This is a genomic window from Achromobacter pestifer (assembly GCF_902859625.1).
Lineage (GTDB): Bacteria > Pseudomonadota > Gammaproteobacteria > Burkholderiales > Burkholderiaceae_B > Achromobacter > Achromobacter pestifer.
Map to the genome: position 1 here is coordinate 109141 of NZ_CADIJX010000006.1, position 16307 is coordinate 125447.

Below are 16307 nucleotides of genomic sequence, written 5' to 3' on the forward strand. Positions count from 1 at the left end.
GTTGTCCGCTAGCCCAGTGATCGGTTGCCAGCATGGCGACTACGGCCGGGGGTAGGGCAGCAGTGGCAGTAGTGCGGGATGCACGGATATTTGTATAGATGATCGAAGGTTCCCGGCCGATTTCGGGTAGATTCATGTGCCCCATTTGCCCCATTGGCGCGTTTTCAGTCGATAACAGCTTAATTCTTCTTGAATGTGCTGATAGTCCTGGCGCGAATGTGGGGCAGGGTCTGGGGAATGAGCGGAAAGTGCCAGGAAGGTGGAATCTATTCTGACTGGCGGAATCTAATTCGGTAGTGAAGTTTTAAAGATGTGTAGTGCAGTTTGGCCCGCAGAAATTATCAGGTTCGCGCGTCAAATTTGTTACATAGTTAATTAATATAGCTGATAGCTGAGCGGTGAATCAGGCAGTTCAGTAGCGAGTCGTTTCGCGTAGCGTTAGTGGTCGGGTGCTGTGTCTACATAAGCTGCTAGGGGCATGTCCCCATAAGCAAGCAAAGCCTATTTATAGGCAGGCAGCCCCCCCAAACGTCCGGAACCCGCCACGGAATGAGGTCATGCACGTCAAGCGCCCGAACGGTATTGCACCGCAAAGGCGCCAAGCGGGCTCGCAAGAGCCGGTGCTGCGAACAACGCAGCCGCGTGGTCTCTGCCAGTTCACCAGTTTTACCCGTATCTGCGCCGCGCTGGGCCACCGTCCAGGGCGGCTTTGTACGGTGCAACATGCCCAAACGGGTTGCGACGACCACGGAAGCGACTATGACCAAATCCACCGGCAAATCCTCCTCTGCAATTGATGCGGCTGAAATCAAGGCCCCTGCGGCCAAGCGCGCCGTAAGCATGGCGGCGGAAAAAGCGCCCGCCAAGACGGCGGTGAAGGTCGCCAAGCCCGCTGCCAAGACGGCTGCCAAGAAGGCAACCAAGACGGCCGCGGCTGACAAGCCCGAGAAAGTGACGAAGGCCCGCGCCAAGAAGGCCGAAGACAAGCTTGCCGACTTGGTCGGCACCGCGCGTCCGGCCGTTCCCAGCGGCCGCCGTCCGGGCCGTCCCGCGAAGAACGCGAATAACGATTCCGACGGTTTCGACGACACGATGGACGGCGAAGGCGAAGTCCTGCCTGATCTGAAGCCGCCCAAGCGTGGCGGCAAGCGCGGCAAGGCGGATGCCAAGGATCTGATCGCCCGCGGCCCCGTGACGCCGGAAGAATACGAAGCACGCCGCAATCGCCTGAAGCAGCTGATCAAGCTGGGCAAGGACCGCGGCTACCTGACCTACGGCGAAATCAACGATCATCTGCCTGATGATCTGGTCGACGCCGAAGCCATCGACGGCATCATCAGCACGTTCAGCGACATGGGTATCGCGGTCTATGACCAGGCCCCCGACGCTGAAACGCTGCTGATGAGCGAAAACGCACCGGTCGCGTCCAACGACGATGACGTCGAAGACGAAGCCGAAGCCGCGCTGACCACGGTGGATTCCGACTTCGGCCGCACCACTGACCCCGTGCGTATGTACATGCGCGAAATGGGTTCGGTCGAGCTGCTGACCCGCGAAGGCGAAATCGAAATCGCCAAGCGTATCGAAGACGGCCTGAAGCACATGGTCATGGCCATCTCGGCCTGCCCGACCACGATCAACGAGATCCTGGCCCACATCCTGCGCGTGCGGGAAGGCCAGGCGCAGATCGACGAAGTCGTCGACGGCCTGGTTGATCCGGAAGATGGCGAAGAATACGCCGGCGCCGGCGTGACCGCTGACGAAGACGAAAGCGATGACGGCCCTGCGGGCGGCATGTCCAGCAAGCAGCTGGAAGACCTGCGCGTGAAGGCTCTGGCCAAGTTCGACGAAGTCAACAAGCAATTCGACAAGATGCGCCTGTCGTACGAGAAGGACGGCTACAAGTCGGACGTCTACGTGCGTTCGCAGGAAGCCATCCAGAATGAATTGATGGGCATCCGTTTCACGGCCAAGATGGTCGAGAAGCTGGCTGACACGCTGCGCAACCAGGTTGAAGAAGTGCGCCAGCTTGAGCGCGCGGTTCTGCACACGTGTGTGGACAGGGCCGGCATGCCGCGCCTGCACTTCATCAAGGTGTTCCCGGGCAACGAAACGAACCTGCAATGGGTCGTCGACGAAGTGGCTGCTGGCCACCCGTACGCCGAAACGCTGGAGCGTCAGATTCCCGCCGTGCAGGAATTGCAGCAGAAGCTGATCGACCTGCAAACGCGAGTCGTGCTGCCGCTGAAGGACCTGAAAGACGTCAACAAGCGCATGGCCACCGGCGAAGCCAAGGCTCGCAAGGCCAAGCGCGAAATGACCGAGGCCAACCTGCGTCTGGTGATCTCGATCGCCAAGAAGTACACGAACCGTGGCCTGCAATTCCTGGATCTGATCCAGGAAGGCAACATCGGCCTGATGAAGGCCGTGGACAAGTTTGAATACCGTCGCGGCTACAAGTTCTCGACCTACGCCACGTGGTGGATCCGTCAGGCCATCACGCGCTCGATCGCCGACCAGGCGCGCACCATCCGTATCCCGGTTCACATGATCGAAACGATCAACAAGATGAACCGGATCAGCCGTCAGATTCTGCAGGAAACCGGTGCTGAGCCGGATCCCGCGACCCTGGCGCAGAAGATGGACATGCCGGAAGACAAGATCCGCAAGATCCTGAAGATCGCGAAGGAACCGATCTCCATGGAAACGCCGATCGGTGACGACGACGACTCGCACCTGGGCGATTTCATCGAAGATACGTCCACCCTGGCGCCTTCGGATGCGGCATTGCACGGTTCCATGCGTGATGTGGTCAAGGAAGTGCTAGACTCTCTGACCCCGCGTGAAGCCAAGGTTCTGCGTATGCGTTTCGGCATCGAAATGAGTACCGACCAGACCCTGGAAGAAGTGGGCAAGCAATTCGACGTCACACGCGAGCGCATTCGCCAAATAGAGGCTAAAGCGCTGCGCAAGCTGCGTCACCCCAGCCGGGCCGATAAGCTGAAGAGCTTCCTGGAAGGGCAGTAAGTTACCTGGGCCTCTAGCTCATGCCTGGTTAGAGCAGCGGACTCATAATCCGTTGGTGCCGAGTTCGACTCTCGGGGGGCCTACCAAAGAAATCCTGCGAAATCAGGTACCTACAGCCGCCAGCAATGGCGGCTGTTTCGTTTCCGGGCAGAACCTTCCCAGGATCAACGCTTCACAATGATCCCGCCAGCCCCCGTGCTCAAGGCTCCATGGCGCACAGAGCATCCCATTTGTCATCGAAGTACGATGAGACAAATAAGGAGGCTAGGCATGAAGGAAATCTCTGTTGTCCGTTCATTTCACGGCTGGACTTACGTCATTGGCGTTTCACGCTTGCACGATGATGCCGGTTGGGGAGTATTCGTCACCGACATCAGTGGGCCTGAAGGGGAGCGCATGGATGACATTGATGATAGAGACAGCGCATACGAAAGCCCGGATGAAGCACTTGCCTGCGCAAACTCGCTGATGAGAGACGCAATCCAGAGAGCAGGGACGGCGCCAGAAAATTAGGTCGAGGTTATATCGGCCTTCCCTCGGCAGTCGGGACACGCCATCGCCAGCAGGGCGATTTGCCAATCGCGCCGCGCCCGCTGTCAGCCATCCGTCGGCCTCCCCAGAGTACGATTTGCGGCATGGCTATACCTTCCTCACAACGAGCTCTGCTTTGGGTCGTCGCGGCCTGCTTTTTCATGCAGACGCTGGACACTACGATCGTCAATACGGCGTTGCCGGCCATCGCGCGCAGCCTCGGTGAAGAGGCGCTTGCGTTAAAGCCAGTGGTGGTGGCTTACACGTTGACGATGGCCATGCTGACGCCGGCTTCGGGGTGGTTGGCCGACCGTTTCGGCACTCGCCGTGTGTACTTGGCGGCAATTCTGATTTTTGCCTTGGGCTCGGTGTTTTGTGGCTTGGCGCAAACGCTGACGCAGTTGACGATCGCGCGGGTGGTGCAAGGCGTGGGCGGTTCCATGTTGCTGCCGATTGGGCGGTTGGCTGTGTTGCGCACGGTACCAGGGGACCAATATATTTCTGCGTTGGCTTTTGTGTCGATCGCGGGGCAGGTGGGTCCTATTTTTGGTCCGACCTTGGGTGGATTGCTGGTGCAGGTGGCAAGCTGGCATTGGATCTTCATGATTAATGTGCCAATCGGAATCGCGGGATTGTTTGCGGTGCGCCGGTATCTGCCCGAAGATGCGTTGACGGATGTGGTGCCGTTCGACGTTATGGGCTGCACGTTGCTGTCCTTGTGCATGGTGGCGTTTTCATTGGGGTTGGATTTGCCTGCCGGCGACGGACGCATGGCCTGGTCGGTGGGCTTGTTTGTGCTTAGCGCGTTGATGGTGCTGCTTTATGTGGTCCACGCGCGCAAAAGCCAGAACCCGCTTTTCCAATTGCGCTTGTTTAGCGAGCCCAATTTCAGCGTGGGGCTGATCGGCAATCTGGTCTGCCGCATTGGCAGTAGCGCCGTGCCGTTCTTGTTGCCGCTGTTGCTGCAATTGCAGCTGGGCTATAGCCCGTTGCAGTCCGGGCTCATGATGCTGCCGGCGGCGATAGCCGGAACCATATCCAAGCCCTGGATCGCGCCATTAGTGCGGCGGTTTGGGTACGGCACCTTTTTGCTGGTCAACACGGTGCTGGTCGGCGCGTCGATTGTTTCGTTTGCTGCGATTTCGCCCGGCTGGCCAATCGTGTTGCAGGTGATGCAACTTGCCTTGTTCGGCGCGACCAATTCCATGCAATTCGCGGCCATGAACAGCGTGACGCTGAAAGGCTTGAGTAAACGGGACGCGGCTAGCGGCAATAGCTTGTTCTCGATGATCCAGATGCTGGCCATCGGGCTGGGCGTGACGATAGGCGGGGGACTGGTCGGTATGTTCTCGGGTGAGGCCAATGTCGCCCTGGGCCGAGCGTTCACGCTGAGTTTTGTCTGCGTTGGCGTGATTACGCTGTTGTCGGCCTGGGTGTTCCGTCGGTTGGATACGTCGCAATTGGGACGTCCCGCAGGCAATCGTCCTGCGGCCAGCTAGGCATTCTGCCAGTTGAGCCAGGGCCGGAAATGGAAGAGCGCCCCAGCTCGAGATGAGTCTGAGGCGCTCCTGCCCGGCTTCGCACGCGATGGGTGTCAGACAGCCCGGCAACTCCAATCTACTGCCGGCATAGGGCTCCGACAATAGGGAAAACCCTGGAAAATTAGCGGGTTACAAGATTTCCCGGGTTAGGCTTTTGAAGCTGATCCCCCTCCCTTCTGTAATGGTGGGCGGGGTTCTCTTTATTGATCCGAGTGCGGCTTATCGGGGCGTCAATGCCTTCGTGACCATTCTGGCCACCTCGGCATCCGCGAATTGTTCCCGCTGCCTGCCCCGCCGACACTGAATCCCACATTCATTGCATCGGAGAGCAGACATGTGGGGCATTCGCAGGCGTCAGTTGGGCCAGGGCATGACGGAGTACATCGTCGTCGTGGCGTTGGTGGCCGTAGCGGCAATTGCCGTCTATCAATATTTCGGGCAGGTGGTGCGTTCGCAGACCGCCGCCATGGCGCGCGAGCTTGCGGGCGAGGATGGTGGTACGCAGACTCGCGCGGCACAGCAAGCGGCGCAAAAGGCGGCGGCCCAGACCAAGGCGCGGTCGCTTAAGTCCTTCACCGGCAATGCCGCGGATGCGAAGTGAGGTTGCATTGGCGCATGCCTGTCCCTCGTCAGCATGGTCAGGCGCTGGTGCTGGGCATGCTGATCGTGGCGGTGGCGGCGGTGTCCCTGGTCGTGCTTTACAACTTGGGCCAGACGGTTGAGGGGCGAGTCCGCCTGACGCATGCTGCGGATGCGGCCGCCTACAGCGGGGCGCTTGAGCAAGCGCGGACGCTCAATGCCATCGCCTACGTCAATCGGACGCAGATCGCGCATCAAGTCGCGATGGCGCATCTGGTCACGTTGGCCGCGTCCGCGCAGTATGGCCGCACGCTGCAATCGCAGCGCATGCGCGGCAATCCGCCAGTCAGTCTGATCGCCATGCTGTTTGGGCCCGACATGGGCCTTGCCTATCGGGCGGGTCAGGCGTTGCCGGATGCCGAAGCGCGATTGGCCAGCGCATTTGGGCAGCATGATCGCGTTGTGCATCAGGTCCTGGAAACCGCGGCGGCATCCGCGATGGGGGAACTGCCCGCCGCGCGCGGCCGCATCATGGACAAGGTGCTTGCTGCCAATTTCACTGAAGGGGATGTGGAGCGTGACCTCCGTGCACCGGGTTTGACGTTGCAGGTGCTGTCGGACGCATGGCCGGGATATATCGAACGCCATGGCGCCACGCGCAAATCGGGCTTGCGACCGACGGTGGAGCAGGCGGCCGATCGGTATGGGTTCTTGAAGAATAGGAACTACACACGACGCAACCCCTGGTTGGTCAGCACCCGTTGCCCGTTCTATCGGCATGAACTGCGCCGTCGCGGATCAACGTGGCTGGGGCCGGACGGCCGCTGGGGCGCCTTGGATACGCAATCGTTTCATGCGCTGCGATCAAATCGATGGATCGGCTGCTATTACCGTGAATACGCAATGGGTTGGGGTACCGCGCAGGGGCAAAAGAGCCAGGCGCCCGAGGGCGTGGATTACGTCGATGAGCCGCCTGTCGATTTTTCCCAGGAAGACTTCTGGCGATGGGTTGAGCAATCCACATCGTGGGACATCGTCAGTGGCTTCACCAATCCCATGGCCAATTCATATGCGATGGCGTCCGTGCAGCGATGGCCAGGCAGGGGCTTGCCCGTCTATCGCGAGGTGGCAGCGTCGCGCGTTCGTGATCCCTTGCGCTTTGCCGTTGGCGTGAGCATGGCTGGGGCGGTGTTGAAGACGACGGATGCGGATAGCGCGCTGGCTTCGCCGGGCGGTTGGTTTCGCTATGCGGGGTTGGGGCGGACAGATGCCATTACGGTGACCAGCGCGGCCGAAACCTACTTCCTACGCCCAGAAAAACGTGCGGATGGACGAACCGAATTGGCCACGTTGTTTCGTCCTTACTGGCAAGCGCGTTTGTCGGCGGTCAGGCCTGAAGAGGTCTTGCTTGCGCGGAGGTCGCCATGACGGCGTTCTTGAATAGGGAGGCTTGCGTGGTTCACCAGCAAGGCCAGGCAGCCTTGGAAGCGTTACTGCTGTTGCCATTGATGGCGACGATGGTCTGGGCGGTGACAGGAATTGGCGGCTTGCAGTTCTCGGCGCAGCAGATGGTGCAAGCCAGCCGCAAGGTGGCGATGTCGGCCGCCTTGGGACAACCATTGAAGCCGTCGTCGTCTCCTGCATCTTCGGGGCTGACGTCGCAAACCGTCGGGCTGCCGGGTATCGCATCGCCCCGCATGAGGGCTTTGCAGGCGGAGTGGTTTGGCGTGGACCTGCAAATGTTGTCGGTGCAAGCGCGGACCTTGCCTTCCACACCCGACACGGTACTGGCGCCGTCGATCATGCGGCAGACCCGCGTGGCTATCGGAGCCGGGCATGCGCATGGGGATGCGGATGCGCGTCACAGGATAGGCAATGCGCCCAGTGCTTGGCGGCAGCTTGAACTTGTCTCGTTGGCGCAGGCTCGCCGGGTGGGCGCGCTTGCGCAGCGCATGGACGGTGCTTGGGGACGCCCTGCGGCGTCGATGGACTGGCTTTCCGCTTGGGAGGATGTCGTGCCTACGGATCGTTTAGGGACTCGTGGAGGGTTGGTTCGATGAATGCATGCACGCTTTTCCATTTCCGGCGGACACGGGGCGCCATGGCTGATGCTTGCCGCCTGCTGTGGGCTGGCGGATTGATCGTCAGTGCCGTCGGCGTACCGGCCGCAACCGCCTCGGGTCATGCGGCAGCAACGCCACCCGGCGTGGCGTCTTTGAGCCAATTGCGTTTTCCAGAAGGTTCCAGCCACATGTTGCTGGCCGATCGCTTGTGGCTCTACGGCCAACCGGCGCGGGTGTTGGTATTTGACGTGCCGGCGAAGGCGTCGGACCTGATTCGCACGCTGTCTGGTCAGCAGCCCAGGTTGGCTGATTTGAATGTGCTGCCCGGACAACTGGTGCTTTCTGGCCAGGTCGGCGATGAACAATGGGTGGCCCAGATGGAAGACACCGGCACGGGGCGTACGGTGGGCAGTATCTCTACGCTGCGCTGGCAGAGCCCGATGGCTCAGTCGGCACCCGCGTGGTTGCCGGACGGCGCTCGGTTGCGGTTGGACTTCGCCGCCATGGACGAAGGCGTCACGGTGTCCGAGCGCATCTGGCAGCACGCGCTACCGCCGGCGCGGATGATGGCTTTGCTTGATGTGGGCCTACAGCGAGAAGGGTGGCGTCAGTCTGGAGGACGCGACGCGCAATCATGGGTGCGGGGGCGCCAGCGTCTGCAAGTTTCGGTGGTGTCGCTTGATGGCGGTAGTGGTCTTCGGGTGAGAGGGTGGACATCATGAAGGCCTTGATGATTCATGTCATGCAACGGCTGCGCCGCGTGGGCGTGTATGGGCTGGCGCTGAGCGCAGGTCTGGTGTCCGCATGGGCGGTGCGCGAACACGTTCAGCAACGGGTTCAGGCGCTAGAGGCGCAAGCCAGAACGCCTGTCGTCGAGCGCGTGGTTGCCGCCTACGATTTGCCCATCGGTACGCTGTTGGAAGAGGTGCATCTGGCGGTGCGGGAAATCCCCGCGCAGTGGGCGTCCAGCGCCAGTCTGGACCCGTTGGATCTGAACAGTCTGCTTGGCGCGACGCTGGTGGCGGATGTGGCGCATGGGGAGCCCTTGCTGAAGACGCATGTGACTTTTGTCACGCCGAGGCCAGCATTGGCGTCGCGGCTTCGGTCAGGTCAGCGGGCGCTTACCGTTGCCGCTGGCGATTTGGGTGGGCTGGCCGAGATGCTGCGTGCGGGTGATCTGATCGACATCTATGTGACCTTCTCGCACCGTCAACGCGAGCTCACTGTTCCATTGCTACAGGGCATGAAAGTGCTGACCGTGGGGGCGGAAGCGGATCTTGACAGTGCTGGGGGGGGCACTATCACGCTGGCTGCCGATCCAGATGAAGCGATGCGCTTCGTCGCCGCCAGACAGGCGGGTTCCTTGACGGCCATGTTGAGGCATCGTGATGACGCGGGGGCGGTGACGTCGTCGACACAGACGGATCTGGCGTCGCTGATTGGGTTGGACCCCGAGCCGGCGCCCAAGCCTGGCGTGAGCATCCTGTATGGGGACCGGTTGGAAGCGCAACCTGTTGCGCTTCCGGCTGCGCGCGGCGCGGCGGCCGAATTTGAGCCGAGATGGCCATGAAACGTATTGCTTGTTTTCTTGGCGCGATAGGACTGTGCTTGCTTGCGTCCACAGCTTGGGCCGCGATTGAAGCGCTGGAGCTTCAGGTAGGCGAAACCCGTGTCTTGCCGCATCCCGGCGTGAAAAGAGTGGCCATCGGCAATGGGCAAGTGCTGAGCGCGATTGCGGCAGAGGACCGAGATGTCGTGATCTTTGCGCGCGCCGAAGGCGTGTCTTCGGTGCATGTCTGGACCGCGGCGGGACGGACCAAGGCCTATGAGTTGCGGGTGGTCGCCGCTGGCGCTCCGCGCCTGCGAGCCGAGGTCGAGGCCTTGCTGGCCCGAATTCCCGGCGCGCGCAGCACCAGCGTGGGGGGGCGAATTCTGATCGAGGGCGACGACTTGTCGGACGATGATCGGGCCCGCATCGCCGCCTTGGCCGAGCGCTATCCCGCCGTCTTGGATTTCACGGGTCAGGTGGGATGGGACCGCATGGTGCTGCTTGACGTGCAGGTGGTTGAAATTCCTACGTCCCGATTGCGCGAATTCGGCGTGCGCTGGGATGGAACGACGCAAGGGGGCATGAATGCGGGCTTGGCATGGGATGCGGGGGCGCTTGGGCGGATGTCCCGGCCGGGCGAGTCAGTGATCGAGACCACCGGGCCGGCCTCTACGGCAGCAGGCTACTTCGGTGTCAACGCGCTGTTGTCCGCCCGCATCGCTGCCTTGGCGCAAAGCGGCGAAGCCGTGATGCTGGCTCAACCACAACTGCTTGCTCGCAGTGGCGCCAGCGCCACCTTCTTGGCGGGCGGCGAAGTGCCCTATGTATCGACGGATTCGCGCGGCAATCCCACGACCTTGTTCAAACCCTATGGCGTATCGCTAAGCATCACGCCACGCATCGACCGCAACGGCGTGATCCGATCGTTGATCGAGGTGGAGGCCAGTTCAGTGGACGCCTCGCTTAGCGTGGCAGGTGGTCCGGCGTTGCGCACGCGGCGCGCATCCACGGAATTCAATGTGCGATCAGGAAACACCTTGGTCATTGGCGGCTTTCTATCGCGCGAACAGGGGCAGGAGGTCAACGGCTTGCCCTGGTTGCAGAACATTCCCATTCTGGGCGCGTTGTTTTCGTCGCGCAGGTATCAGCAGCGCGAAACCGAATTGGCGATTTTTGTCACACCCAAGATCGTGTCGCAAGACGAACCGGCGATGGCTAGCCGGATACAGCGCGGACGCGATGTGTTGGCTTCCACGTTTCCTGATCCGCCACGTTTGGGCACTGCGGTGCCATCTTCGGGAGGCGGCTGGGATCCGTACAGAGGCGAGGGATCTCAATGGGCCGCGCAAGACGGTACGGTGCGCACGCTTGGGGAGTAGGGCGATGCTTGATATTGAAATGACGTTCGAGGATTCCGGTGTGCGCCGTTTGATCGCGCCTGAGCCGGTATTGATCGGACGAGGTGCTCAGTGCGGCTTGCGCATCATGAATTGGCGGGTCGGGCGGCAACATGCTCGCCTGCTGCGCGAGGATGGCGCGATTGTCCTGGAGGATCTGGGTACGTTGGCCGGCACGATCGTGAATGGTGTTCGAGTCGTGCGTCATGCACCCGTGTTGCCGGATGACGACATCCTCATTGGCCCCTGCCGCTTGAGAGTCCAAGGGGCATTGTCCGAAGACGTGGCGGCGACCGACGGCGGTACCCCTGATCTGCCCGAACCCATCGTGGCGGACGCATCGGGGGGGGCCGTTTCCCCGCATCCGCCGACGCCCAAGCAAGCGGTGGCGCCACAACGGCTGCAAGAGCGGCTGCACGAACGTCGACGCTTGCACGCCGCGTTGCTCGAAGCGCTGGATCTGCGCCGGCGAGATGTGGCGGGCATGAGCGATGGCACGCTGCGTGCCGAGGCCGAACGCCTGTTGACTCAGATCGTCACCACGGACACGGACTTGTCCGATGATGTGGACAAGGCGGCCTTGTGTCGCGAGGTCTTGGACGAAGCGGTGGGTCTGGGACCGTTGGAGCCATTATTGGCTGCATCCGACATTACGGAAATCATGGTCAACCGCTATGACGAAATCTATGTCGAACGCGGGGGGCGGCTCTGGCGGCATCCGGCGGCATTCACCAGTGAGCAATCCGTGCGCTGGGTGATTGAACGCATCGTGACACCGCTGGGCAGGCGCATCGACGAAAGTTCGCCGATGGTGGATGCCCGTCTGCCGGACGGGTCGCGCGTGCATGCCATCATCCCTCCCGTCGCGATGAAAGGGGCTAGCCTGACGATCCGCAAGTTTCCGGTGAAGCGGCCGAAGATGTCCGACTTGATCGCGGCGGCGTCGCTCAGTGACAGCATGGCGCGGTTTCTGGCGCTATGCGTACGAATGCGCAAGAGTCTGGTGGTGTCAGGAGGGACTGGGTCGGGCAAAACGACATTGCTGAACATTCTTTCAAACGAGATTCCAGACGGCGAGCGCGTGGTCACCATCGAGGACGCGGCGGAGCTGCGGCTGAACCATGATCATTTGGTGGCGCTGGAGGCGCGTCCCGCCAACCAAGAGGGTCGGGGGCATATCGATATCCGGGAACTGGTGCGAAATGCGCTGCGCATGCGACCGGACAGGATTGTCGTCGGCGAATGCCGAGGAGCCGAGGCGTTCGATATGTTGACGGCGATGAACACGGGGCATGAAGGGTCATTGACCACCCTGCATGCGAATTCTCCGCGTGATGCCCTGGGGCGATTGGAGTCGATGATTCTGATGGCAGGCCTGGATTTGCCCCTCTCTGCCGTGCGAGAACACATTGCCGCCAGTGTGGATGTGGTTGTTCAGCAAGCGCGGCTGGCGGATGGGCGGCGCGTGGTGACTTCCATCGTCGAAGTCGCGGGCATGGAAAGTGGGCGCATACAACTGCTGGAGCTGTTCCGGTACGACCGCGTGGCGGGCTTTCTGGGATGCGGCGCGTTGCCAGGCTTTGCCCGGGATTGGAATGACGAGGGGCCGCTACTGGATCCCAGATGGTTCGCGGAAACCCGCGGCAATGATCCCGACGCTGCCACGCTTGTGCAGGGTTTGACATGATCTGGCTGGCGGCGGGGGCCGCGATGTGCTGCGCGGCGGTTCTTGCTTGGCACGCTCAAAACTGGTTTGCACCTGCCTTGCGCCGTTACCGCGAGTTCTACACCCAGGATGCAGGGGTGCGCTTGAGCGAAGTGTTCCTGTTCATTGACCCGGCGCAGCTATGGGCTGCTGCCGTGGCATGTGCGGCATTGGCCGCAGCGCTGGCATTTTCCCTGACGGGCAGCGGTGTGGCTGCGGCATTGGCAGCGGGGCTTGCGTCCCGGGCGCCCCGGGAGATGGTCAGTGTGCTGCGCCGCAGGCGGGCGGGCCGCTTCGAGCAGCAATTGCCAATGGCGCTGTTAATGCTGGCCTCGGCCTTGCGCGCGGGCGTCGCGTTGGCGACGGGGCTGCGTCATGTCGTGGAGCAGAGTGGTGCGCCGCTGGCACAGGAATTCGGCTTGATGCTTCGAGAACAACGCATGGGCGTGCCGTGGGATGCCGCGCTTGAGAACTTGCACGTTCGGATGCCGGCTGATTCCACATCGCTGGTGGTGGCCGCCATGCGTATCTCGGCGCAGACCGGCGGAAACCTGGCCGAGGCGCTGGAGAGCATCGCGCAGACCTTGAGGGCGCAGTTGCAGTTGCAGTTGCAGGCGAAGTTGCAGGCGTTGACGTCCCAGGGGCGCTTGCAAGCCTGGATCGTGGGTGCATTGCCCTTGCTGCTGTTGGCGGTGCTGGACCGGCTGGAGCCGGAAATTATGGGGCTTCTCTGGCATACGCCAATGGGATGGGGGGTGCTGGCCATTGTCGCGGTGCTGGAAACGGCCGGGGTGGTGCTGATCCGGCGCATCATCCGAATCGATATTTGATCTGCTGATTGACCGGATGGTCGACGCGGCCGTCGATTCGATCCCGGACTTGATCTTTGATGGGAGGTCGCGATGTGGCTGTATATGGGTATGTTGACGACGGCGTTGTGCGTGGGCGGGTTGACGTGGTTCGTCCTGCGCCCGTTGCTGCGGGGTAAGCATGAAGCCCATGCCGCATTGCCTTGGTGGTGGCGGGCCGTCTGGCCGTGGGTGTCGGCCGTCGCCCCCTGGGTGGGGCCATTGTGTTCCTGGCGTTTGCGCATTCGGCTGACGCGAGCCATCGAGCAAGCTGCGTTGCCGGCCGGGGTGGGCTATGCCCACATGGCGGCGTTGTGTGCAAGCGCTGCCGCAGGTGTGGGAGGCCTGGCCGCCGCAGTGGCCGCGGCGCTTGCCGGCCCGGCGTCGATGGCCTGGGTGCTGTGGATGGCGATGGCGGCGTTGGCGGGCGGTGTGGCACCTATGCTGTGGCTGCGGGACTTGGCGGAGAAACGCCGGCGCAGCATTGAACGGGATTTGCCTTTTGTATTCGACATGATGACCTTGTGCGTGGAGGCTGGCCTAAGCGTTCAGGGCGCATTGCAACTGGCGGCACAAAGCGGGCCACGCGGCGCCCTCCGAGACAGCTTGGGGGACGCGCTGGCGGAGATGCGGGCGGGCGTTTCAAGAGCGGCGGCGATCAAGGCGCTGGCCGAGCGCTGCAATAGTCCGCTTGCGCGGAACTGGGCCGCGGCCTTGGCGCAAGGGGAATCACTGGGCATCAGCCTGGGACCGGTGTTGCGTGCCCAGGCCGCGCAGTGCCGTAGCGACCGTCATGTGCGGGCCGAACAACTGGCGATGCAGGCACCGGTGAAGATGTTGTTGCCGCTGATTGGATGCATTTTTCCGTGCACCTTCATCGTTCTGGCGTTTCCCATCGCTGTTCAACTGCTTCAAAGCGTGCAATGAACGGCCGGACCTTGTTGCCGGTGGGGCGCTTGAGGCTCTTGCGCGTGGCGGACTGGCGTCGCCGGATGCGAGGCCTGCTTGGGCGCCGACCTCCAGGGTGGCGGTCGGGCATCTTGCTGATCCCGTGTGCCGGCGTGCATACCTTCGGCATGCGCTACGCCATCGACGTGGCGTTTGTGTCGCGGGATCTGCGGGTGATGGGGGTGCGCAGGGCGCTGGCGCCCTGCCGCATTGCCCTATGCTTCGGCGCTGTGGCCGTCGTCGAGCTGCGAGCTGGCGCTATTGATGCCGAAAACGGAGGTATAGGCAGGATAGAAGCTGCAATACAGTACGCCACCCGCCGCGATGTTGAATGGGATTTGCAGCGTGCCAGCGAATTGGGGCGACAAGCCCATCGTGACCAGCAAGCCGGCGCACAAGTCGATGAACAGGAACACCAGCGCCCAGGTGGCGCCATACACCAGGAAAGGCCACTTATTGCGCCAGCAGGCGATCCCCGAAAAGAACAGGGCCTGCACCAGGCGCAGTCCATGCCACGCAACCAGCACCGGAGCGTGCCAGAACAGCGCCGCGATCACGACGTAGATGATCGCGAAGATGGTCAGCGGGACGCGCATGGCTAGCAGGATAGGATCCAGCGAGCGTTCCACGGAGGCGATTCGATAGGCCTCGGCCATCGAATCCATGAAGGGCAGGAAAGTCAGCAGGCCGGCCAGCATGCTCAGGCCCGCGTACATCAGGCCCATCAGGAACAGTTTCCTGAACACGCCGGGCTGCTTGAGGGGTTTGCCCCACATCGACGGCAGCATGACGCGGTCGGCATCCACGTGCTTGCACGCGGAAAGCGTCATGAGGGTGATGATCGGCATGAGCGCCACGACCAGGATGGGTCCGATCGGGGGCGTTGCACTGGCGAAGACGACCAAAAGGCTGATGAACATGGCCCAGGTGAACATGGCCAGAGGTTGTTTGCGGAACAGACGGAAACCGTCTCGAACCCATTGCCAGCCGGATGTCGCGGGTAGGAATGCTGCTTGCATGGCTCTCTAAGGGGGTGATCTCTCAACAGGGACGCGCTAACCCCATTATGGGGGGCGTAATGGTTACGGCAATATTGGCAAGACGGATCGGTGGCGTGCTTGCAACACTCTCTCAAAGTGACGCGGGTCGTGCGGTTTGAGCGTTTGGGCGGGCCGGGGCAGGAAAAAGTCGTACAGGCGGGATATCCAGAAGCGTAGCGCGGCGGCGCGCAGCATCAGCGGCCAGACCTCGCGTTCGGCATCCGTGAACGGACGCACGCTGGCGTACGCGGCCAGCCAGGATTGCACCAGTTCCGGGACGAATTCACCGGTATCGCGCTCAATGCACCAATCGTTGACGCTGACCGCCACGTCGAACAGCCAGGTGTCGCAACCCGCGAAGTAAAAGTCGATGATGCCGCCCATGAGCGGGTCTTCAAAGGTGCCTGCGAACAGCACGTTGTCGCGGAAAAGGTCGCAATGGGCCGGGCCCGTCTGTAGCGTCTGCCATGCTGGCGTGGCGACGAGGGCTTGCTGGGCGGTCAGTTCCGAGCCTAGCAATTGGGCTTGGGCAGCATCCAGAAACGGCATGACCTTGGGCGCGGTTTCCAGCCACCAGGACAGTCCACGCAGATTGGGCTGCTGAATCGGGAAGTCCTGGGCGGCGAGGTGGGCACGGGCCAGGGTGGCGCCGGCCAGGGCGCAATGGGCAGCGCCCGGGGCGGGTTCGTAGCCGCCGGGCAGCCGCGAAACAATGGCGCAAGGCTTGCCGTGCAGCGTGGTCAGGCGGGTGCCGTCGCGCAGGTTCTGGGGCTGGGGCACCGGGATGCCACGCTGGGCCAGGTGGTACATCAGTTCGATGTAGAACGGCAATTGGGCGTGCGTCAGGACTTCAAACAAGGTCAGGACGTATTCACCCCGGGTCGTGTACAGGAAGTAGTTGGTGTTCTCGATACCGGCCGTAATCCCTCGAAGCGAGACGAACTCGCCCAGGTCGAAATGCGCCAGGAGGGCGCGCGCGTCGTCGTCGGATACGGGAGTGAATACGGCCATTGATATGCGGGAGTGAAGGGGTTAACGGACGCTCGGACATGCCTGTGCGGCGGCGGCGGCGCAATTTT

General features: G+C 62.0%; 14 protein-coding genes, 1 tRNA gene and 1 pseudogene. 14 read left to right on the forward strand and 2 right to left on the reverse strand.

Features of this window, described 5'->3' with window-relative positions; genetic code table 11:
- Nucleotides 1-759: 759 nt before the first annotated feature.
- From rpoD to HV753_RS31410, 14 genes and pseudogenes are all read left to right on the forward strand, one after another.
- Nucleotides 760-3027 carry an RNA polymerase sigma factor RpoD gene (gene rpoD / locus HV753_RS22385; RefSeq protein ID WP_175176782.1) on the forward strand — a complete coding sequence of 756 codons (2268 nt, stop codon included), beginning with the start codon at nt 760-762 and terminating at the stop codon, nt 3025-3027.
- 7 nt (nt 3028-3034) lie between these two features.
- Nucleotides 3035-3113, forward strand: a tRNA-Ile gene (locus tag HV753_RS22390).
- Nucleotides 3114-3297: 184 nt separating this feature from the next.
- Nucleotides 3298-3540, forward strand: a complete 243-nt coding sequence (locus HV753_RS22395; protein ID WP_175176783.1) for a hypothetical protein — start codon at nt 3298-3300, stop codon at nt 3538-3540.
- An 89-nt stretch (nt 3541-3629) separates the two neighbouring features.
- The gene (gene mdtD / locus HV753_RS22400) at nt 3630-5057 is read left to right on the forward strand and encodes a multidrug transporter subunit MdtD (RefSeq protein ID WP_343056556.1); all 1428 of its coding nucleotides are present in this window, start codon (nt 3630-3632) and stop codon (nt 5055-5057) included.
- Nucleotides 5058-5433: 376 nt separating this feature from the next.
- Complete coding sequence (locus HV753_RS22405) at nt 5434-5700, forward strand: hypothetical protein (RefSeq protein ID WP_175176785.1); 267 nt, start codon at nt 5434-5436, stop codon at nt 5698-5700.
- Nucleotides 5701-5714: 14 nt separating this feature from the next.
- Nucleotides 5715-7106, forward strand: coding sequence for a pilus assembly protein TadG-related protein (locus HV753_RS22410; RefSeq protein WP_175176786.1), 1392 nt, complete (start codon nt 5715-5717; stop codon nt 7104-7106).
- Entirely contained in the window at nt 7103-7738 is a 636-nt protein-coding gene (locus HV753_RS22415) for a pilus assembly protein (protein ID WP_175176787.1), read from the forward strand. The genes HV753_RS22410 and HV753_RS22415 overlap by 4 nt, the downstream gene beginning before the upstream one ends.
- A gap of 41 nt (nt 7739-7779) precedes the next feature.
- Nucleotides 7780-8463 carry a hypothetical protein gene (locus tag HV753_RS22420; RefSeq protein ID WP_246288358.1) on the forward strand — a complete coding sequence of 228 codons (684 nt, stop codon included), beginning with the start codon at nt 7780-7782 and terminating at the stop codon, nt 8461-8463.
- On the forward strand, nt 8460-9311 hold the full coding sequence (cpaB, locus tag HV753_RS22425) for a Flp pilus assembly protein CpaB (RefSeq protein ID WP_175176789.1): 852 nt from the start codon (nt 8460-8462) through the stop codon (nt 9309-9311). Before HV753_RS22420 ends, cpaB begins: the two co-directional genes overlap by 4 nt.
- Entirely contained in the window at nt 9308-10669 is a 1362-nt protein-coding gene (locus HV753_RS22430) for a type II and III secretion system protein family protein (RefSeq protein ID WP_425485921.1), read from the forward strand. The genes cpaB and HV753_RS22430 overlap by 4 nt, the downstream gene beginning before the upstream one ends.
- A gap of 4 nt (nt 10670-10673) precedes the next feature.
- On the forward strand, nt 10674-12374 hold the full coding sequence (locus HV753_RS22435) for a TadA family conjugal transfer-associated ATPase (protein ID WP_175176791.1): 1701 nt from the start codon (nt 10674-10676) through the stop codon (nt 12372-12374).
- Nucleotides 12371-13222: a type II secretion system F family protein gene (locus HV753_RS22440; protein ID WP_175176792.1), complete on the forward strand. Its 852-nt coding sequence runs from the start codon at nt 12371-12373 to the stop codon at nt 13220-13222. The genes HV753_RS22435 and HV753_RS22440 overlap by 4 nt, the downstream gene beginning before the upstream one ends.
- 72 nt (nt 13223-13294) lie before the next feature.
- Nucleotides 13295-14167 (forward strand): type II secretion system F family protein, encoded by an 873-nt coding sequence (locus tag HV753_RS22445; RefSeq protein ID WP_175176793.1) that lies wholly within the window; start codon nt 13295-13297, stop codon nt 14165-14167.
- A gap of 65 nt (nt 14168-14232) precedes the next feature.
- Nucleotides 14233-14400: pseudogene (locus HV753_RS31410) on the forward strand (DUF192 domain-containing protein); the annotation flags it as partial.
- Between the two features lie 3 nt (nt 14401-14403).
- Here the strand turns inward: HV753_RS31410 and HV753_RS31255 are convergent.
- Both HV753_RS31255 and HV753_RS22455 read right to left on the reverse strand, forming a co-directional pair.
- Complete coding sequence (locus HV753_RS31255) at nt 14404-15207, reverse strand: BPSS1780 family membrane protein (protein WP_246288359.1); 804 nt, start codon at nt 15205-15207, stop codon at nt 14404-14406.
- A gap of 63 nt (nt 15208-15270) precedes the next feature.
- Nucleotides 15271-16239 (reverse strand): homoserine kinase, encoded by a 969-nt coding sequence (locus tag HV753_RS22455; RefSeq protein ID WP_175176795.1) that lies wholly within the window; start codon nt 16237-16239, stop codon nt 15271-15273.
- Nucleotides 16240-16307 lie beyond the last annotated feature (68 nt).